This window comes from Actinoplanes sp. NPDC049802, assembly GCF_040656595.1.
Lineage (GTDB): Bacteria > Actinomycetota > Actinomycetes > Mycobacteriales > Micromonosporaceae > Actinoplanes.
This window is the reverse complement of the sequence record NZ_JBFAMR010000077.1, coordinates 15,976-35,354: the sequence shown is the minus strand read 5'-3', so window position 1 is coordinate 35,354 and position 19,379 is coordinate 15,976. Positions and strand designations below refer to the sequence as shown.

Annotated in this window: 17 protein-coding genes; 5 read left to right on the top strand and 12 right to left on the bottom strand. The window is 70.6% G+C overall.

Going from position 1 to position 19,379, the window contains the following annotated elements:
* From AB0I88_RS34185 to AB0I88_RS34175, 3 genes are all read right to left on the bottom strand, one after another.
* Positions 1 to 808: pyruvate formate lyase family protein (locus AB0I88_RS34185; protein ID WP_361034377.1), on the bottom strand; the 808-nt coding region annotated here is incomplete at its 3' end.
* 110 nt (positions 809 to 918) lie between these two features.
* Positions 919 to 3,537, bottom strand: coding sequence for a bifunctional acetaldehyde-CoA/alcohol dehydrogenase (adhE, locus tag AB0I88_RS34180; protein WP_361034373.1), 2,619 nt, complete (start codon positions 3,535 to 3,537; stop codon positions 919 to 921).
* Positions 3,538 to 3,702: 165 nt separating this feature from the next.
* The gene (locus tag AB0I88_RS34175; protein WP_361034370.1) at positions 3,703 to 4,719 is read right to left on the bottom strand and encodes a nitroreductase family protein; all 1,017 of its coding nucleotides are present in this window, start codon (positions 4,717 to 4,719) and stop codon (positions 3,703 to 3,705) included.
* Positions 4,720 to 4,898: 179 nt separating this feature from the next.
* Between AB0I88_RS34175 and malQ the strand changes: the two genes are divergently transcribed.
* A complete protein-coding gene (malQ, locus tag AB0I88_RS34170) occupies positions 4,899 to 6,737 on the top strand; it encodes a 4-alpha-glucanotransferase (RefSeq protein ID WP_361034367.1) in 1,839 nt (612 codons plus the stop codon).
* A gap of 202 nt (positions 6,738 to 6,939) precedes the next feature.
* On the top strand, positions 6,940 to 7,431 hold the full coding sequence (locus AB0I88_RS34165) for a nitroreductase/quinone reductase family protein (protein WP_361034364.1): 492 nt from the start codon (positions 6,940 to 6,942) through the stop codon (positions 7,429 to 7,431).
* 92 nt (positions 7,432 to 7,523) lie between these two features.
* Here AB0I88_RS34165 and AB0I88_RS34160 read toward each other — a convergent pair whose 3' ends face one another.
* Entirely contained in the window at positions 7,524 to 7,778 is a 255-nt protein-coding gene (locus AB0I88_RS34160; RefSeq protein ID WP_361034361.1) for a hypothetical protein, read from the bottom strand.
* Between the two features lie 4 nt (positions 7,779 to 7,782).
* A complete protein-coding gene (locus AB0I88_RS34155; RefSeq protein ID WP_361034358.1) occupies positions 7,783 to 8,784 on the bottom strand; it encodes a DUF3626 domain-containing protein in 1,002 nt (333 codons plus the stop codon).
* Positions 8,785 to 9,271: 487 nt separating this feature from the next.
* On the opposite strand from AB0I88_RS34155, the gene AB0I88_RS34150 reads away from it, so the two are divergent.
* Positions 9,272 to 9,739: a GNAT family N-acetyltransferase gene (locus AB0I88_RS34150; RefSeq protein ID WP_361034355.1), complete on the top strand. Its 468-nt coding sequence runs from the start codon at positions 9,272 to 9,274 to the stop codon at positions 9,737 to 9,739.
* Positions 9,740 to 9,757: 18 nt separating this feature from the next.
* Here the strand turns inward: AB0I88_RS34150 and AB0I88_RS34145 are convergent, their stop codons facing one another.
* The 6 genes from AB0I88_RS34145 to AB0I88_RS34120 all read right to left on the bottom strand — a co-directional run bounded on the left by AB0I88_RS34145 (position 9,758) and on the right by AB0I88_RS34120 (position 16,016).
* The gene (locus tag AB0I88_RS34145; RefSeq protein ID WP_361034352.1) at positions 9,758 to 10,681 is read right to left on the bottom strand and encodes a metallophosphoesterase; all 924 of its coding nucleotides are present in this window, start codon (positions 10,679 to 10,681) and stop codon (positions 9,758 to 9,760) included.
* Positions 10,682 to 10,785: 104 nt separating this feature from the next.
* A complete protein-coding gene (locus AB0I88_RS34140; RefSeq protein WP_361034349.1) occupies positions 10,786 to 11,124 on the bottom strand; it encodes an antibiotic biosynthesis monooxygenase in 339 nt (112 codons plus the stop codon).
* Positions 11,121 to 11,405 carry a hypothetical protein gene (locus AB0I88_RS34135; RefSeq protein ID WP_361034346.1) on the bottom strand — a complete coding sequence of 95 codons (285 nt, stop codon included), beginning with the start codon at positions 11,403 to 11,405 and terminating at the stop codon, positions 11,121 to 11,123. Before AB0I88_RS34135 ends, AB0I88_RS34140 begins: the two co-directional genes overlap by 4 nt.
* A 77-nt stretch (positions 11,406 to 11,482) precedes the next feature.
* On the bottom strand, positions 11,483 to 11,944 hold the full coding sequence (locus AB0I88_RS34130) for an SRPBCC family protein (protein ID WP_361034343.1): 462 nt from the start codon (positions 11,942 to 11,944) through the stop codon (positions 11,483 to 11,485).
* Positions 11,945 to 11,969: 25 nt separating this feature from the next.
* Positions 11,970 to 14,234, bottom strand: a complete 2,265-nt coding sequence (locus AB0I88_RS34125; protein ID WP_361034340.1) for a M4 family metallopeptidase — start codon at positions 14,232 to 14,234, stop codon at positions 11,970 to 11,972.
* A gap of 183 nt (positions 14,235 to 14,417) precedes the next feature.
* On the bottom strand, positions 14,418 to 16,016 hold the full coding sequence (locus tag AB0I88_RS34120) for a lysyl oxidase family protein (protein WP_361034337.1): 1,599 nt from the start codon (positions 16,014 to 16,016) through the stop codon (positions 14,418 to 14,420).
* 163 nt (positions 16,017 to 16,179) lie between these two features.
* On the opposite strand from AB0I88_RS34120, the gene AB0I88_RS34115 reads away from it, so the two are divergent.
* On the top strand, positions 16,180 to 17,289 hold the full coding sequence (locus AB0I88_RS34115) for a cellulose binding domain-containing protein (protein WP_361034334.1): 1,110 nt from the start codon (positions 16,180 to 16,182) through the stop codon (positions 17,287 to 17,289).
* 175 nt (positions 17,290 to 17,464) lie between these two features.
* Positions 17,465 to 17,902, top strand: coding sequence for a DoxX family protein (locus tag AB0I88_RS34110; protein WP_361034331.1), 438 nt, complete (start codon positions 17,465 to 17,467; stop codon positions 17,900 to 17,902).
* A gap of 63 nt (positions 17,903 to 17,965) precedes the next feature.
* Here the strand turns inward: AB0I88_RS34110 and AB0I88_RS34105 are convergent, their stop codons facing one another.
* Positions 17,966 to 19,192, bottom strand: a complete 1,227-nt coding sequence (locus tag AB0I88_RS34105) for an Ig-like domain-containing protein (RefSeq protein WP_361034329.1) — start codon at positions 19,190 to 19,192, stop codon at positions 17,966 to 17,968.
* Positions 19,193 to 19,379 lie beyond the last annotated feature (187 nt).

Here is a 19,379-nt window from a genome sequence, read left to right as displayed (position 1 = left end):
AGGTGGAGGTGCGGCCCAGCGACATGGCCGCGCCGTTCTGCTCCTTGGTGGCGGCCAGGTAGGCGAAGTACAGCCACTGCACGGCCTCGCGGCCGGTGGTGGCCGGCTTGGAGATGTCGTAGCCGTAGCTCGCGGCCATCTCCTTGAGCTCGCCGAGGGCCCGGACCTGCTCGGACAGCTCCTCGCGGCGGCGCACCGTCTCCTCGGTCATCGGCGCGGTGGCACAGGCGCCGAGGTCGGCCCGTTTCGCGGCGATCAGGTGGTCCACGCCGTAGAGGGCGACCCGGCGGTAGTCGCCGATGATGCGGCCGCGGCCGTACGCGTCGGGCAGGCCGGTGATGATGTGCGACTTGCGGGCCGCCAGGATGTCCGGGGTGTAGGCGTCGAACACCCCGGCGTTGTGGGTCTTGCGGTACTTGGTGAAGATCTCCGCCACCCGGGGGTCGGGCGTGTACCCGTACGCTTTGAGACCGCCCTCGACCATGCGCCAGCCGCCGTTCGGGATGATCGCGCGGCGCAGCGGCGCGTCGGTCTGCAACCCGACGATCAGCTCGTTGACCTCGTCGATGTAGCCCGGCTTGTGGCTGGTGATGGTGGACGGGGTGACCGCGTCGACGTCGTGGATCCCGCGTTCCCGTTCGGCCGGGAACATCGCCGACAGTTTCGCCCAGATGCCGGTGGTGCGCCCGGTCGGCCCGGCCAGGAACGCGGCGTCACCGGTGTACGGCTGATAGTTGGCCTGGATGAAGTCGCGCACGTCGACTCCGGTACGCCAGGCGCCGCCGGTGAAGCCACGCCACGGGTCCATGCCGGTAACGGTTGCGGTCATCTTGATCCCCCAGGTAGACGGTGCGGTCGCCCGGTTCTTCGGCGGGAACCGCACCGTCCTGAGGCAGTGTCCCGAGATTTCGCCGAACCTCAGTCCTCCTGGTAGTAGGCGGCCCGCATCAGTTCCTGCATGTCGTCGAGCATCGGCATCCGCGGGTTGGCCGGGGCGCACTGGTCCTCGTACGCGTTGAGCGCCTGCTGCGGCAGCGACGCCAGGAACGCCGCCTCGGCGACGCCGGCCCGGGCGAACGAGGACTCGATGCCGACCGCCGTGCGCAGCCGCTCCACCGCGGCGGCCAGCGCCTCCACCGCCTCGGCCGGGTCGCCGGCGGGCAGCCCCAGCATGCCGGCGATCTCGGTGAACCGCTGCGGGGCCTGGTAGCTCTCGTACTTGGGCCAGCCGGACAGCTTCGACGGGGCGCTGCCGTTGTAGCGGATCACATGGGGCAGCAGGATGGCGTTGGTACGCCCGTGCGCGATGTGGAAGGTGGCGCCCAGCGTGTGCGACATGGCGTGCACGATGCCGAGGAACGCGCTGCCGAACGCCATGCCGGCGACGGTTCCGGCGTTGTGCATCCGCTCCCGGGCGTCCGGGTCGCCGTGCACCACCGACTTCTCCAGGTTCGCGAAGATCAACCGGATGGCGTGCAGGGCGAGACCGTCGGTGAAGTCGTTGGCGTAGACCGACACGTACGCCTCGATGGCGTGGGTGAGGGCGTCGAAGCCGCTGTCGGCGGCGATGGCCTTGGGCATGCTCGCGGTCAGCGCCGGGTCCACGATCGCGACCGTCGGGGTGAGCGCGTAGTCGGCGAGCGGGTACTTCTTGCCGGTCCGGTGGTCGGTGATCACCGCGAACGGTGTCACCTCCGCCCCGGTTCCCGAGGTGGTCGGCACGCAGACCAGCTTGGCCTTCTCCCCCAGGGTCGGGAACGCGAACGCCCGCTTGCGGATGTCGAAGAACTTCTCCCGCATGTCCTCGAAGTCGATCTCCGGATGCTCGTACTTGAGCCACATCACCTTCGCCGCGTCCATCGCCGAGCCGCCGCCGAGCGCGATGATCGTGTCCGGCCGGAACAGGCGCATCAGATCGGCGCCCCGGTCGACGGTGGTGATCCGCGGTTCCGGCTCCACGTCGTCGATGATCTGCAGTGCCACCTGGTCGGGACGGCGCTGCAGCACCCGGGTGATCCGGTCGACGAACCCCAACCGGGTCATCGTCGCGTCCGTGACGACGGTGACCCGCTGCACGTCGGGCATGTCGGCGAGATAGCGGATCGCGTACGGCTCGAAATAGATCTTCGACGGCACCTTGAACCACTGCATGTTGTTGGTACGCCGTCCGATCCGCTTGATGTTGATCAGATTGATCGCCGACACGTTGTTCGACACCGAGTTGCGGCCGTAGCTGCCGCAGCCCAGCGTCAGCGACGGCACGAACGCGTTGTACATGTCACCGATGCCGCCCTGCGACGCGGGCGAGTTCCAGATCACCCGGACCGCCTTGACCTGCTTGCCGAACTCCACGGCCAGCTCGCGGTCCTCGGTGTGGATGGCGGCGCTGTGCCCGAGACCGTCGAACTCCACCATGCCGGTCGCCGCCCGCAGCCCCTCCTCCCGGGACCGGACGCGCAGCACGGCCAGCACCGGGCACAGCTTCTCCCTGGTCAGCGGCTCGTTCGGGCCGACCTCACGGACCTCGGCCAGGATGATCGACGTCTTCGGCGGCACGCTGAACCCGGCCCGCTCCGCGATCCACGCCGGCGACTGTCCGACCACCTCCGCGTTGAGTTTCGCGCCGCTGCACGCGGAGCCGTACGCGGAGGCCCCGAAGATGAGTTCCTCCAGCATCCGCTTCTCGTCCGGCGAGGCGAGGTAGGCGTGCAGGGCCCGGAACTCGTTCAGCGCCGCGTCGTAGATCTCGTCGTCGAGGATGGCCGCCTGCTCGGAGGCGCAGATCATGCCGTTGTCGAACGACTTCGACAGCACGATGTCGTTGACCGCCCGCTTCAGTTTCGCGGACGACTCGATCCAGGCGGGCACGTTGCCGGCGCCGACCCCCAGCGCCGGTTTGCCGGTCGAGTACGCCGCCCGCACCATGTTGTTGCCGCCGGTCGCCAGGATCGTGGCGATGCCCGGATGGTGCATCAGCGCGGTGGTGGCCTCCACCGAGGGACGGTCGATCCACTGGATGCAGCTCTCCGGCGCGCCCGCGGCCACCGCGGCGTCCCGGACGATGCGCACGGCTTCGACGCTGCACCGCTGGGCCGCCGGGTGGAACGCGAAGACGATCGGATTGCGGGTCTTGATCGCCAGCAGCGCCTTGAAGATCGCGGTCGAGGTCGGGTTGGTGACCGGGGTGATCCCGGCGACCACCCCGACCGGGTCGGCGATCTCGACGAGGCCGTTGATGTCGTCCTCGCTGATCACGCCCACGGTACGGAGCTTCGCCATGCTGTGCGTCACGTGTTCACAGGCGAAGATGTTCTTGACCGCCTTGTCCTCGAACACCCCGCGCCCGGTCTCCTCGACGGCGAGCCGCGCCAGCGTGGCGTGCTGGCCGAGCGCCGCCACCGACGCCTTCTTCACGATGCGGTCGATCTGCCCCTGGTCGAAGGGCTGATAGTCGGTGAGCGCCTTGAGCCCGGCGGTGACCAGCGCGTCCACCATGATCGAGACGTCGGAGGGCTCGTCCTGCCCGGTAGTGTTCATGATCGGCTCCTCGGTAGGGCGACGGAACGGTCGGTGCAGGTCCCCGCGCCCGCCGAGGCCGGTGGCCTGACTCACCCTCCGAGAATGAGCCCCCCTGTGGGCCGCGACCCGTGGAATCGACGCATTTCGTTGGCCTCGGGTGGATCGTCACGCCGCACCCTCCGGTCAGGTACGCCGGGCCTCCGGCAGCAGGACGTCCGCCAGCAGCCGTCGCGGCGTGGCGGGGGCCGCCTGGCCGTACCCCACACGCAGCACCATCTGGGCCCAGACCCCGGCGCCGGTGTCGGTGAGCTGCTCGCGGATCGGCGCGACCTCGACCGGCTGGCTGATCGGGGTGGTCGCCAGATCCAGGACGGTGGCCGTGAGCAGCACCCGCTGGAGGGCCTGGCCCGCGGCGATCCAGGCGGCCCGGTCGTCACCGTCGGTGGCCAGCACCATGATCGTCGGATCCGGCTCGAACGCCTGGGCCGTGCGGGGCAGGTGCGCCTGCAACTGCCCGAAGTCCCGGATCGGCATGACCTCCATGGCGTCCCACGGACCGGTCGCCGCCGGCGGGACACCGTCGTACCGCCGGTCCCGCTCGGTGGTCCAGCGGGCCAGCTCCTTCTCGTAGCCGCCGCCGGCGCGCTGCCGGCGGTCGGCCTCCTGGGCCAGGGCGATGATCGTGTCCCGGTGGGTGGGATCCGCCACGGTCAGCCGGGCGTTCTCCGCGGCGGCCGCCGCGACCATCGCCTCGATCGCGTCGTCCGGCACCTCGGCGCTGGTGAACGGGAACCGGTTGGTGTGCCGGCGCGGCACGGCGGCGGCCAGGTGCTCGACCGTCGGCGGAACAGCCGCCGGGCCCGCCGACGTCACCCTGGCCACCAGGTCGGCTCCGTCGCCGTCCGGAAACACCTCGGCACGGGGCAGGTAGCCGGCGGCGTGCAGGCTGAGCCGCAGGGTGCAGATCGCGGCACCGACGCTGATCATCAGCTCGCGGCCGACCGGGTCGAGCACGCCGAGCCGCCGCGCCGGGTCGGCGAACACCTCCACCGTGCCGTCACCGACCCGGAACAGCCACGGCTGGCTGTTGTGCAGCGACGGCGACAGCATCGCCGCCCGCACACAGTTCTCGAGCACGTCGACGTCGGGTGTGCCCGGCGCCCGCGGCTCGCCGGATCCCGGGTTCGCGTCCACGATCATCGCCTCCTGACTGGGAGCCCCGTGGAACGTGTCCGGTTCGGGCCCACCGTACTGTCGCTCTCAGTATTCGACAGCGTGGCGCCGCCGCGAGCGGCTTTCCGGGGCACGCCGGCCCGTGCACCCGAACCACTCCCCGGCGGCGCGGCCGGCGACACCCGAGCGCCGCGACCGTGAACCGCATGACCGCACCGTCGCCCGCCGTTGATCTCACCGCCCTCGGTGTCGTGCCGTCCTACTTCGATGCCTTCGGTGTCGAGCGGGCCCCGGCCGACACGACCCGCGCCGCGCTCGCCGGCCGGTTCGCACGCAGCAGCCTGCTCGCGCCCGAGCCGATCGTCGCCACGCCCGGCCGGCACCACCCCCGGCTGTTCGGGACACTGCGACGCGAGGACGGCACGACCGTCCGGGTCTCCGGTGCCGTCGATCGAGCCGGCTACCACATGCTGACCACCGACGACGGCACGGTGCACCAGGTGCTGGCCGCCGAGGAGTACCTGCCGCAGCCGCCGCGCACCTCCGGGCTCGCGGTCCAGCTGTACGCCGCCCGCACCCGCGACTCGTGGGGCATCGGCGACTTCCGCGACCTGGCCTACATCGCGCGTACGGCCGGGGCCCACGGCGCCGGCATGCTGCTGGTCAGCCCGGTGCACGCGATGGCACCGGTACGGCCGGCGCCGAACTCGCCGTACAGCCCGGCCAGCCGGCAATGGCTGAACGTGCTGCACATCGCCCCCGGCGACGCCCCCGGCGCCGAACGCGCCGACCTGTCCGACCTGGCCGCCGCCGGCCGGGCCCTCAACACGTCCCGGCGCATCGACCGCGACGCCGTGAGCCGGCTCAAGGAAGAGGCCCTGACCCGGATCTGGACGGTGATCCGCGACGACGAACCCGCCGAGTTCCGCGACTGGGCCGCCGAACACGGCGACGACCTGCGCTCCTTCGCCACCTGGACGGTGCTCGCCGAGACCCACGGCGGTGACTGGCGGACATGGCCCGGCCCGTACGCCCACCCGTGCTCCCCCGCGGTCGCCGACTTCGCCACGCGGCACGCCGACCGGGTGCGCTTCCACATCTGGTGCCAGTGGGTCGCCGACCGGCAGCTCGCCGTCGCCTGCCACAGCGGGGTGACCGTCTGCCTGGACGCCGCCGTCGGATTCGACTTCGGCTCGGCCGACGCCTGGCTGCACCAGGACCTGCTCGCCCTCGACTTCGAAGTGGGCTGCCCGGCCGACCCGTGGAACCGCGAGGGGCAGAGCTGGGGACTGCCGCCGTTCGACCCGCACGCCCTCACCGCGGCCGGTTTCGCCCCGCTGCGCGCCCTGGTCCGGTCGGCGCTGCGGCACGCCGGCGCGCTGCGCATCGACCACGTCATGCAGTTGTGGCGGCTGTTCTGGGTTCCGGTCGGCGGCCGCGTCGCCGACGGCGCCTACGTGCGGTACCCGGTCGACGCGCTTCTGGCCGTACTGCGGATCGAGGCCTGCCGGGCCGGCGCGTGGATCATCGGCGAGGACATCGGCACCGTCGCCGAGGGCATCCGCGAGACGATGGCCGCCATCGGCATGCTCGGCTACCGCACCGAGACGGGCAACCGCTGCGCCGGCAACCCGGAGAACACGGTGGGCGCCGCCGGCACGCACGACCAGGCCACCATCGCCGGCCTGCTGACCGGCGCCGACCAGCGGGACATGGCCCGCATCGGCAAAGCCTTCGACACCGCCGACATCGAGCGCACCCGCGACGAGCTGTGCCGTCAGGCCGGCCTCGACCCGTCGGAGCCCCTCGACCCCGCCCGGATCGGCACCGCGATCCTCGCCCAGCACCGCCGGTTGGCGGCCTGCCCCTCCCGCATCGCCCTGGCCACTCTGGACGACGCCGCCGCGGTGGCCGAACGCCCCAACATGCCCGGCACCGTGGACGAGTACCCGAACTGGCGGATCGCCCTGCCCGCCCCGGTGGAGGACCTGCTGGCCACTCCGCTGGCCCGTGACCTGCTCGAGGTTCTGCGGACCCGCGGCTGAGGCCGAACACGGACGGTTCTGCGGACCTGCGGCTGAGGCCGAATACGGACGGTTCTGCGGACCTGCGGCTGAGGCCGAACACGGACGGTTCTGCGGACCGCGGCTGAGGCCGAACACGGACGGTTCTGCGGACCGCGGCTGAGGCGGGGCACGGGCACCATGGCACTCGACGGGGAACCGCGGCCGGTGGTCCTATGGGGACATGGGCATCCGCGACGACAAACTGCGCGCCATGTACTCGGGCGGAAAAGGCAACACCACAGCCCGCCGCTTCTCCGGATTCTGGGCGGCCGTCTTCGGCGCCGGGCTCAGCCCCCGGCGCTGGGTCACCCTCGAGGTCCCCGGCCGCCGTACCGGCCGGCTGACCCGCTTCCCGTTGGGCATGACCAACTGGCAGGGCCGGTGGTATCTGGCGCCGATGCTCGGCGGCGACTGCAACTGGGTCCGTAACGTCCGTGCCGCCGACGGCCACGCCGTCATCCGGCACGGGCGGGCCCGCCCGGTTCGCCTCGTCGAGATCCCGGTCGCCGATCGCGCGCCCCTGCTGCGGTGTTTCCTGCAGCAGGTCCCGGGCGCCCGGCCGCACATGCCGGTGGACCGGCACGCCCCGCTCGAGGAGTTCGCCGCCGTCGCGGACCGCTACCCGGTGTTCCGCATCGACTTCGGCGACTCACCCGGCACGGCGAACGCCTGAGAGGCACCACCCGACGGTCCCGTGCCGATCGGGGCCCGGAGGGCGAGTCCCGGCACCGGCGGGCAGCCGGCTCACCTGATTGCGTTCCGGCGTCAACGCCGCCGGCGGTGGGCGTCGACGGCCGCGGCCGTGGCGGCGAGCGCGACCACCACGACGGTCAGCAGCACCCCGGCCGCGCCCCACGCCACCATCGCCACGGACAACAGCCCCCACACCAGGCCCCCGGCCACCGCCACGATGACCCGTGTCGTACGTGACCAGCGCCGGCGGCCGGCCAGGGAGGGGTAGTCCGCGGTCAGACCGGCCACGATCGCCTCGAACTCGCGTTGCCTGTCGCCGGTTCCCATGACGTCACCTTCCTCGTCCGCTGCGGTCATTGTCCCTCGTGTCCACGCCGTCCGCCGTCCTCGGAACGGGCCGAACATCGGCGGCGGCCACCGTCCCCGGAACGGGCTGAACATCGGCGGCGGCCACCGTCCCCGGAACGGGCCGAACATCGGCGGCGGCCACCGTCCCCGGAGCGAGCCGAACATCGGCGGCGGCCGGCCGGCCGAACCGGGCGGTGCAGTGCCACACCCGCTTGAGGGTCTGCCCGTCGAACAGCCCGTCCCGGACCGCCTCGCCGACGAGGCGGGCGTCCACCACGCCGTCCCGGGAGACGGCCCTCGCGGCGTCGACGATCTCCGGGCCGCGATAGCCGGGGTTCGCGGCGATCTCCGTCATCCGGGCGCGGAAGCCGTGATGCCACTCCACCGGCACCCCGAGAAGGCGAGCGTCCTCCTCCACCTCGGTACCCCGGAAGCAGGGATCCAGCACCAGCGCCTCGGCGTCCCGGGCGAAGTGGACGCCACCGTGCACGTGGGCCTCGATGTAGTCGTCCAGACAGTCCTTGTCGTCGGCGTCCGCCGGCCCGGCCAGCGCGCAGCGGTCGGCGGTGCCCACGTCGACCGGTTCGAACACGCTGTCCGGATAGCAGAACGTGGTGCGCTCCAGGCTCGCCGCGGTCAGCCGCAGATGCGCCGACCCGAACCGGGGCGACCCACCGGCCGCCCGGCGACGGTGGTTCAGCGAGCCGTAGACGGGACGCGCCGCCGGAGGCTCGCCGTCATAGACACCGCCGAAGAGGCGACTCTCCCAGCGCCACCGGTCCCCACCGGGATGGCAGCTCACCAGTCCGTTGCTGGTGCCCGTCTCGAACTGCGAGCGGTACCGGCCGTCGGCGGCCATCACCCGCAGGATCGGCGTCTCCCCCACCAGCCGGTCCGGGTGGAAATGCACCGTCACCCGCCACGCCGGATCGATCGGCCCGCCCCGGGCCAGTCCCCGCACATGCGCGACCGCGGCTTCGCTCACGCAGCGAGTCTACGATGGCATCACCCGGCCGGACCCGTCACGAAGGATGCCGTCCCGCTCACCCGTCACCCCGGCCCGGCCCACGGTCTCGACCGCTCGCGTTCACCGGAGACCTCCGTGGATGCCCCGGCCTTCAGGCCGGGGAGGAAACGGATTCCCTGCGGAGCAGGGCAGGGAACGCCGGTTCGCCGTCAAGGCGAATCCGGCGTCAACAGAGGCCCGTGTTGCGGAAGCGAACATCTGTGCTACTTTCTTCGCGCCCCGCCAACCAGGCTGGGTCTACCGCTGGACCAGTGGAAAGTTAAGTCTGTCGAGATCTTGTAAGACCGATGGGGCGACCCTGGGGACGCCCCTCGCCGTTAACTCGGGTCGGCTGTGGTCGTTGAAGCAGAAAGCTCTACCCGTGAGGGTGGAAACCCCGTCCTTCGGGGCGGGGAGAGTCAAAAACGGGTTGCCGCCGTACCTCCGGGCACCCAGCATGATCGTCATGGATGGTGTCACCTCGCGGCGGGCCGGACCGGACGACGCCCCAGCGGTCGCGGACGTTCTGATCCGCTCCCGCCGGGCCGCCGCCGGCGCGATACCCCCGGCCGTCCACTCCGACGCCGAGGTCCGCGACTGGGTCGGCGCCGTCGTCGTCCCCGAGCGGGAGGTGTGGCTGACCGAGGACTCCGACGGCCGCCCGCTGGCCGTGCTGGTCCTGGACGGCGACTGGATCGACCAGCTCTACGTCGACCCGCCGGTCACCGGCCGTGGCCTGGGCTCCCAGTTGGTCGATCTGGCCAAGACCCGCCGCCCGGCCGGCCTGCGGCTTTGGACCTTCGCCTCCAACGCCGGGGCGCGGCGGTTCTACGCCCGGCACGGTTTCACCGAGGCCGAGACGACCGACGGATCCGGCAACGAGGAGAAGGCGCCGGACATCCGCCTCGTCTGGGCCCCTCCGCTCAGCCTGTGATCCGGACTCCGGGCCTGCTCAAGGCGTGGAGGCGATCGGCTCGGCCGGCCGGCTGTACGCCGGCGGTCCCAACTCGGCGATGACTGAGCCGAGTTCCACGGCGTCGATCTCGTAGGCCGTTCGGCCGGCGTGCGGGTCGCGTGCGTGCAGTGTGTGGCACACCGGCGAGTGCGGGCCCCCGAGGTCGATCAGCGACGCGGAGGCTCCCTTGACCGCTCGTTCCGTCCCTGGGGTGGCGGTCAGATCGATGCGGGTGACGACGCCCGGTGTCACCCAGACCGGCACGCCCGCGAGCATCCCGAAGACCTGCAGATGAAAGTGCCCGCAGAGTACGAGCCGCACGTCCGTGCCACTGATCGCGTCGGCCAGTTCCGGCCCGTTGCGTAACCCGAGCGCGTCCTGAACCGTCACGCCGGGCACGACCACGGGCGGATGGTGAAAGGCCAGGACGGTACCGTACGGTGCCGGCACCGCGAGAACGTCGCGCAGCCATGCCAGTTGCGCGGTGCTGATCTGTCCGTATCCCTTGCCCGGCACGAGGGAGTCGAGCGTGACGATCCGGTATCCGGCCACAGTGGTCACCGCCGCCCGGGCGCCGTCGGCCGTATCCAGCCGGCTGTCCGGCCGGTCCTGTCCTTCGGCGTCGAGGTGGCCGGTGCCGAGCACTGCGGTGAACGCCGCCCGCTCGTCGTGGTTGCCGGTGCTGAAGACGGCCGGGATGTGGCGCTGCCTGGCGAATGCGCCGATCAGGCCGAGCGCGTCGGTGTAGGCCTCGCGCGACCCGTCGTCGGCGATGTCTCCGGTCACCACCACCGCGTCCAGACCGGGAAGCTCGGCGCAGTCGTGCAGGATGCGGCGCAACGATTCGCGGGTGTCGACGCCGTCACCGTCGAGGCCGGGAGATCGGGTGAGATGGGTGTCCGACAGGTGCAGGATTCGCATCCGGCAAACGTTATCGAGATCCTCCACTGTCGATGGTATCGGCGTGCCGTCGGCTCGATGCCGAGGTTCGGCGCCTGACGTCAGCGGGTGCCGGCAGGCGTGGCTCAGGAGCCGCTCCGATCGGAGTGGGGCGGAGGCGCCGGGATGGGCGTCTCGCGGTAGTGCCGCACCTTGAGCGGCACACGCAGGAACATCTCCTCACCCGGCAGCATCACCGGGGAGTCACGCCAGCCGGGGCCGGCGAAGGCGGCGAGCGCCTGTTCGTCGCGCCAGCGCGAGAGGTAGACCAGCTCATCGGCTTCGTCGTCGACGATGACCTGATGGCTCAGCAGCCCGGGGTTCCGGTCGGGGAAACGGCTTACCGCGTCCAGGATGTAGGAGGTGAACTCGGCCAGCCGGCCGGGCACCACGTGGGCGGTCGAGGTACGGACGATGACGCTCACCGCTCGGGCATCCCTCTGGTCAGGCGGTCGAGCAGGAGCAGGGCGGCGCAACCCGCGGCCAGGATCCCGGCGGCCACGACGAGGGAGCCGGCGGACCAGAAGGCGCCGATCGACTGGACCGAACCGAACGAGCCGACGGAGAAGGCCGAGCCGAACGAGCACACCGAAACGACCGACAGGATCGACCCGGCCGAGCCCAGCGAGAGGATCGACCCGGCCGAGCCCAGCGAGAGGATCGAGCCGCTGGACCGGTACGACATGATGTTCCGGGCAGGTGGCATCCGTCGATTCTCGCCGATGCGCCGCGCCCACCGCGACCCTGGAGCATGCCACCGGGTGGAGGGAGAAGGCCGAGCGATCAGTGCCGGTCCTCGGCGAGGGCGGCGAGGCGGTCCAGCGACGCCCGGAGCCGCTCGCTCGTGGTGGCCCGGGCCCTGGGGAGTCGCTGCTCGTCGGTCAGCTCGGTCCAGTCGTAGGTGTGGGTGACCCGGGTGTGGCCGTCGTCGACCGGTTCGAGCTCCCATCGCCACAGGTGGCCGGGCGCCTCCCGGCCGGGTTCGGCGGGCCGCCAGGCGATGCGCCGGCCCTCGGTGAACTCGACGACGTGATTCTCCCGGACGTTGCCTTTCGTGGTGGTCATGACGAACACCTGCCCGGCGGCCCGGACCCGCTGGCCGGCGGCTGCCTCGGCGAGGTTGTCGTTGCCGTCCCAGCGCGGTTGCCGCGCCGGGTCGGCGATGAGTTCGAAGATCCGGTCGGCGCCGGCCGCGATCACGCGGCCGGCGCTGACGATACGGTCGGCGTCCTGATGACTGGTCATGCCTTCATCATGGCCGCCGGGGTTGTCAGAGTGTCAGGGTCCAGCTGTTGACGTATCCGGTGTCGGTGGTGGCGGCGTCGCGCACCCGCAGCGTCCAGGTGCCGTTGGCCGCCTCGGAGGACAGGTTCGCCGTGTAGGTGGTGTCGATGTTGTCGGCGCTGCCCCCGGTGCGGTTGCGCAGGGTGTAGACGCTGCCGTCCGGCGCGACCAGGGACACGACCAGGTCACCGACGTACGTGTGGACGATGTGGACCTCGACCGCGCTGGTCGACGAGGCGTTGCGGGCGCATCCGCTGATGGCCACGGTCGAGTTGACGGTGGTGTTGTCCGGGATCGCCACGTCGGTGGCGTTGGTGCCCGAGCAGCTTCCGCCCGCGCCGTTGACGGTCAGGGTGAACGATGCCGTCCGGGTCGCCGACGTTCCGGCGCCGCTCAGGGTGACCGTGTAGGTGCCGGCCGGGGTGGCCGTCGTGGTGGCGATGGTGACCGTCGAGGTGCCGCCCGCGGTGACCGAGGCCGGGCTGAACGAGGCGGTCGCGCCGGACGGCAGGCCGCTCGCGCTGAATGTCACGGTCTGCCCGGAGCCGCTGGTGACGGCGGTGCGGACGGTGGCGGTGGCGGACGAGCCGGGGTTGACCGAGGCCGAGGTGGGGGCGACGGTCACCGAGAAGTCGTTGCCGGTCGAGCAGGTGGCGTCGCTCCCGGCGACGTTCACGGCGGTCCAGGCGGCCTGTACGGCACGGTACTCGGTGGAGCACGAGCCGTAGAGGTCGGTGGCGGCGCGCAGGGTGTACGCCCGTGAGGTGTTGGCCGGGTTGGACGAGTTGACGTACCGGGTGTTGGAGGTGAAGTAGGCGTCGAGCGCCCGGTACCAGATGGCGGCGGCCTTGTCGCGGCCGATGCCGGTCACCGCGGCCGCCGATCCGCACACCGGGGAGGTGCCGTACGCGGTGGCGCCGGTGCCCTCGGCCAGGTTGAAGAAGAAGTGGTTGCCGGGGCCCGACGAGTAGTGCACGTTCACGCTGTTCGTGCTGGTCGACCAGCAGCCGTGGGACGAGCCGTCCAGGGTCGGGTTGTACATGTACCGCAGCGGCGTACCGTTGCCGTTGATGTTGATCTTCTCGCCGACCTGGTAGTCGCCGGGGTCGGCGCTGGTGTTGGCGTAGAACTCCACCATGGCGCCGAAGATGTCGCTGGTGGCCTCGTTGAGGCCGCCGGACTCGCCGGAGTAGGTGAGGCCGCCGGACACCACGTTCTCGGTCACGCCGTGTGACATCTCGTGGCCGGCGACGTCCAGCGAGACCAGGGGCCGCGAGTTGCCGGAGCCGTCGCCGTAGGTCATCTGGGAGCCGTCCCAGAACGCGTTGACGTAGGCGTTGCCGTAGTGGACGCGGGACGGGACGCCGGTGCCGTTGCCGAAGATGCCGTTGCGGCCGTGCACGTTCTTGAAGTAGTCGAAGGTCTTGGCGGCGCCGTAGTGGGCGTCGACCGCGGCGGACTGCCGGTTCGAGGTGGCGCCGGTGCCCCAGGCGTTGTCGGCGTCGGTGAAGGTGGTGCAGGTGGTGGTGCCGTTGTTCATGTCGCAGGTGCGGCCGTTGCCGTGCGACGGGTCGATCATGCTGTAGGTGGAGCCGGAGAGGGTGGTGTCGACGGTGACGCTGCCGGAGTAGACGCTCGCGCCGGTGCCGGCGACCGTCTCGATGTCGTCGAACTCGCCGATGTGCGCGCCGGTCGTGGCGTCGGTGAGGACGTGCAGCTTCGACGGGGTCTGCCCGTCCGGCGCCCAGCCGCTGACCACGGTCTCCCAGGCGAGCTTGCCGGTGCCGGTGCTCGCGTCGACGAACAGCTCCGGGCTCTGCGTGCCGGTGATCCGGCCCTCGAACCGGGCCTCGGCCGCCTTCTCCGCCCGGGCCGCGCTGACCTTGGCGGTGGTGCTCAGGGTGAGCGGGGCGTGCAGGCCGACGGACGTGCCGTCGTAGGCGCCGCCCGGCTTGGAGTGCACGACGAAGTCACCGCCGTAGACCCGGAGTCCCCGGTACTCGCGGGTGTACCGGACGTGGGCGGCGCCGTTGTCGTCCACCGTGGTGCGGTAGACGGCGTAGGTCTCGCCGGGCGCGGCCTCGATGTCGGCCGGGCGGGCGTCGATGTGTTCCTCCGCGGTGGCGACCGCCTGCGCTCTGGACGGCGGCGTGACGGGGGGCGTGGGCGCCGCCGCGCCGCTCGTGGCGGTGACCACGAGGACGCTGCCGGCCAGCAGGGTGACGCCGGCCAGCGCTATGGGTCTCTTCACTGGTGTTCCTCCCCGAAACCTGACGGTCACGCCGGGTTCGGCGCGTTGGCTCAGTATGGGGAAACCAAAGCGAAGAACATCTATATCTGTAGGGTCATACCAGCGGCACTGAACAGCACTTATAAGGTTCAATCGATATATTCGCCGCCGACGTCCCAGAAGGGGCGCCGGCGGCGAACACGGTCAGCCCTCGATGCCGTGCACCGGCGGCACGGTCAGCGTCCGCGCCTGCGGCGTACCGCCGAGGACGATCTGGCGCAGCGCCGAGTTGTTCGTGGTGCTCAGCTCGGCGAGCTTCTTCTCCGGGTTGGCGAGCACCTGGATGTAGTACGTGCCGTTCGGCAGATCGGTGATCTCGAACGACTGCCCGGGACGGCTCTGGCTGTACGTGTCCCCGTTGCCGACGTCGAGCACCTCACGCACCGCCACCACGGTGTCCGCCCCGCACGAGGTCTCCAGCGAGGTGTTCTCCGGCCGCCACTCGGCCCCCGCGATGGTGTAGTCGACCGCGTCCGTGTTGGCCAGGCAGAACGCCTCCTTGCCGCTGCGCACCGCCAGCCTCTGGTCGGACGAGAGCAGGTTGTACTGGGCGAAGTCGGTGAAGTGCCAGTGCTTGTGGCCCTCCCGCGGGTCCCACTCCATGGTTCCCGCCTCCTTCGACCCGACCTGGTTGCCCTTGGCGTCGAAGAAGTACTGGTAGGCGTCCATCAGATCGGTTCCGGTACGCCGGAAGCCGTCCACCAGCAGCGGCGACGTCCCCGCGTTCCATACCGTGGCGCCGAAGTTCACGTACCACTTGCCGTCTTCCTCGCTGAGGTCGATCCCCCAGGCCGGGAGCGACTTGAGGTCCGGCTTCGGGCCGCTGGACGGCGCCGCCCTCAGTGTGGCGGGCCGCTTGGCCGGCGCGCGGAACTCCGGCAGGTAGGACGACACCTGACGGCTCGCGTCACCCTCACCGGCGTGCAGGGCGTGCTCGTCCTCGGCGGGCGGCACGGCGGCCGGCTCCTCGCGGGTGTCGGCCTTCATGGCCCGCGCCAGCCCGGCCTCGCCGTCCTCCGACGCGTCGACCACGGTGACGGCAACGTTCGCGGTCGCCGAGGCGTCCGGGATGCCGAAGATCTTGCGGTAGGCCGGGTTCACCGCGGCGGTCACGGTGTACTTCCCGGGCGCCAGGTCGAACGCCGGTCTGCCCGGCACGTACTCCGGCTGGTCCGGCACCGGCGCGTTCCAGCCGGCCTGGATTCCCCAGACGGCGCCGAGCGTGAACGGGTTGTAGCCGTTGCAGCCCATCGGGTACGGGTTGGTCGCCGGGGCGTCCGGCCGGGTCCGTGCCGAGTTCCAGCCGTTGCCGCAGAACGCCGTGGTGTAATCGGCGACCTCGGTCCCGGCCTCGTCGGTGATGGTGATCGTGGTGAAGTCCTTCAGGCCGAAGAAGTTCTCGACGGTGCCGGCCGGCAGCGCCACCTTCTTCTTCTTGCCGTTCTGCACGACCACCCGCTCGGCGGTGATCGGCTTGTCGTAGCCGGTGCGTTTGGCCCAGATCTCGAACGGGTCCTTGCCGGCGATCATGTGCAGGCCCAGATCGAAGCTGAGGTAGACGTCGCCGTCGTAGTCGTACCGTTCGGCGGTCACCGCCGAGGTGGCGGCGACGAAGGAGAGGGCCGGCGGCGTGGCCGAGGCCTGTGCCACCCCCACTCCGGCGGCGGTCAGCGCGAGGACGCCGGTGACGGCGCCGAGGGTCAGCAGGCGGGAACGGCGACGATGGTTCGTCGGATCGGTCATGCTGTCCTTCCGTTCGGGCGGCCGGATACCGGCCGCGGCCAAAACATCCGAATAGGACGGTTGTGAAGATCCTGTGAGGAAGAACCCCGTTGGCACGAACCGGGGAGACGGATTGCGGTAGCGTCGGCTGGGAGCGCTCCCACAATCCCCTAAGGAGCTTTCCATGGCCCGTTCCCTCCGTGCCCTGCTCGCCGCCGGCCTCCTCGCCGCCGCCGGCCTCATCGCCCTCTCCCTCGCCGGGCCGGCCCAGGCCGACACCCGCATCTGCGAGCAGTACGGCTCGACCACCATCGGCGGCCGCTACGTCGTCATGAACAACCGCTGGGGCACCAGCGCCGAGCAGTGCATCAACGTCACCGGCAGTGGCTTCTCCATCGTCAGCCAGCAGGGTGTCGGCAACACCAGCGGCGCCCCGGTGTCGTACCCGGCCGTCTACTTCGGCTGCCACTACACCAACTGCTCGCCCGGCACCAACCTGCCGATCCGCGTCGACTCGATCTCCAGCGCGACGAGCAGCATCAACTACGGCTTCGTGTCCGGGGCGACGTACAACGCGTCCTACGACATCTGGCTCGACCCGGCGCCGAGGACCGACGGCGTCAACGCGCAGGAGATCATGATCTGGTTCAACCGGCAGGGCAACATCCAGCCGATCGGCTCCCGGGTCGGCAGCGCCACCATCGGCGGCCGGACGTGGGAGGTGTGGCAGGGCAGCAACGGCTCCAACGCCGTCGTCTCCTATGTGGCGCCGTCCGCGATCTCCAGCTGGAGCTTCAGCGTCCTCGACTTCATCACCGACGTGAAGAACCGCGGCGCGATCACCGGCTCGTGGTATCTGACCAGCATCCAGGCCGGATTCGAGCCGTGGATCGGCGGCACCGGACTGGCCGTCAACAGCTTCTCGGCCGCGGTCAACGGCGGCGGGACGACACCGTCGAGCCCGTCGACCGGCACGGCGTCCTGCCGGGTCACCTACACCACCAACGTCTGGAACACCGGCTTCACCGCCGACGTCACGGTTGCCAACACCGGCGCCGGCGCTATCAACGGCTGGGCTCTCCACTTCGCGCTGCCCTCCGGGCAGTCCGTCACCGGCTCGTGGAACGCCGCGCTGAGCGGCACGTCCGGCTCGATCACGGCCCGCAACGTGAGCCACAACGGCGCCGTCCCGGCCGGCGGCAGCACGTCGTTCGGCTTCCAGGGGACGTACGCCGGGACGTTCACGGCTCCGTCCTCCTTCACCCTGAACGGCACCGCCTGCACCCGCGCCTGACGACCTGGACGCGAGAGGGGCGATCACACCCGCGGTCGCACCCGGGGCAGCCCCTCTCGCGCTCGTTCAGCTCCCGTAGCCGGTCGTCTCGCTCGCGCGGCAAGTCGCGCTGGACAATCGAGCGAGGCCTATTTAGGGTAGCCTTACCTTATCGCGTCTCAAATGGGGAGAATCCGTGACATTCGATCGCCTTGCAGGTCCGGTATGGTCGCTTTTCCGAATGGTCGTCGGCCTGCTCTTCGCCTGCCACGGCCTCGCCGGCCTGTTCGGTCTGCTCGGCGGCAACCGCGGCACCGGTGAAGCCGTCCCGGTCGGCTCCTGGCCCGGCTGGTATGCCGCGATCATCCAGCTCGTCTGCGGCGGCCTGGTCCTCGCCGGACTGTTCACCCGCCCCGCCGCGATCCTGGCGTCCGGCTCGATGGCGTACGCCTACTTCGTCGTCCACCAGAAGACCGGGCTGATGCCCATCGAGAACGGTGGCGTCAACTCGGCCCTGTACGCCTGGTCCTTCCTGGCGATCGCCGCTCTCGGCGCGGGCCCCTGGTCGGTGGAGGCCCTGCTGTCACGCCGCAAGGCCGCCACGAAGCCCACCCCGGAGCCGGCCACCGCCTGAGGCCCGCGACGTTTCGAGCCCCGCCGCGGGGGGATGCGGCGGGGCTCGAAACGGCTCTGCGGGTCAGTCGGTGTCGCGGCCGTACTTGTCGAACGGGACCGTCCAGTCGCCGAGCCCGTTCCAGATGGGCAGCTCGCGGGGGCTGTTCCGGACGTCGACGATGTCGCCGATCAGGAAGTTCTCATACACCCACTTGGCGTCGGCGACGCTCAGGTTGATGCAGCCGTGCGACAGGTTGGCCCGGCCCAGCGAGCCGTTCCACGGGGCGGCGTGCAGGTACTCCCCGGAGTAGGTGATCCGGGTGCAGTACTCGATGTTCTCGGACACGTAGTAATTCGGGTCCTTGGGGTCGCTGACGCCGTAGCTCGCCGAGCTCATCGTGTGCTTGCGCAGCCTGCCGAGCACGACGTGCGGGCCGCCGGCCGTCCAGTAGCTGATGCGCTCGCCGTTGGCGCCGGTGGTGCCGCCGCCCTTGCCGAGGCTGCTCTTCATGCTGCGCACCAGCTTGCCGTTGATGTACACCTTCGTCATGTGCGTCCGGTTGTCGCTGATCGCGATCAACTGCCGCCCGATCTCGAAGTTGGTGGACGCGTTCTTCGCCCCGTACGTCGTCTTGCCGAGTTTGACGCCGAAGGCGTTGACCTTGACCTTGATCCTGGTGCCGGCGGCCCAGTACTTCGCGGGGCGCCAGTGCACGGTCTTGTCGTCGCGCCAGTAGAACTTGCCCTCGACGGCCGGCGAGGTGGTGATCTCGATGGCCTTCTCGGCGGCCGCCTTGTTGACGGCACGGCTGAACGCGACGATCACCGGCTGGCCGGCGCCATACGTCTGTCCGGTCTTCAGCACCGCCATGGCGTTGGCCTGGAAGGTGATCTTCGCGAGGTTCTCCGGCTTCACCGTGGCGAAGGAGGAGGTGTGCTCGCTGGTCACGCCCTTGCTGTCGGCGGCGGTGGCGACCACCTTGTAGGTCTTGCCGTAATCCAGATCCTCGGTCGACTGCCAGGTGCCGTCGGCCTGCATCGCGCCTGCGACCGTGTCCTTGCCGGCGGTGACGGTGACCGACTGGAGCGTGCCCTCCTCGGCCGCGACGACGATCGGCTTCACCGGGGAGACGCCGGTGGCCCCGGTGGCGGGCGTCACATTGACCTTGACCGGCACGGTGGGCGCCGCGGTGTTGGCCACCGGCTCGACCCAGGTGTGGTCGTCACCACCGCGGGCGGAACACCCGGCTGCGGTGGCCGCCGCGGCCACACCCAGGGTGCCGATGATGACCTTACGTCGCTGAATCATCGCTCTCACAATCGAGGGGTCCCGGTCGGCGCCATCCGTGGCCGTACATCTAGATGACGTAGAAAAAGCCCGGATCGTTGCCTGTCGAGGCGATCGAATTATGCAGGTGTGTTTCTGGAGAGGACATCCTGACAGATCTTGGTCCCGGCCGGTACACCCGATCGGCGGTCGGCGGTCGCGGAACCTC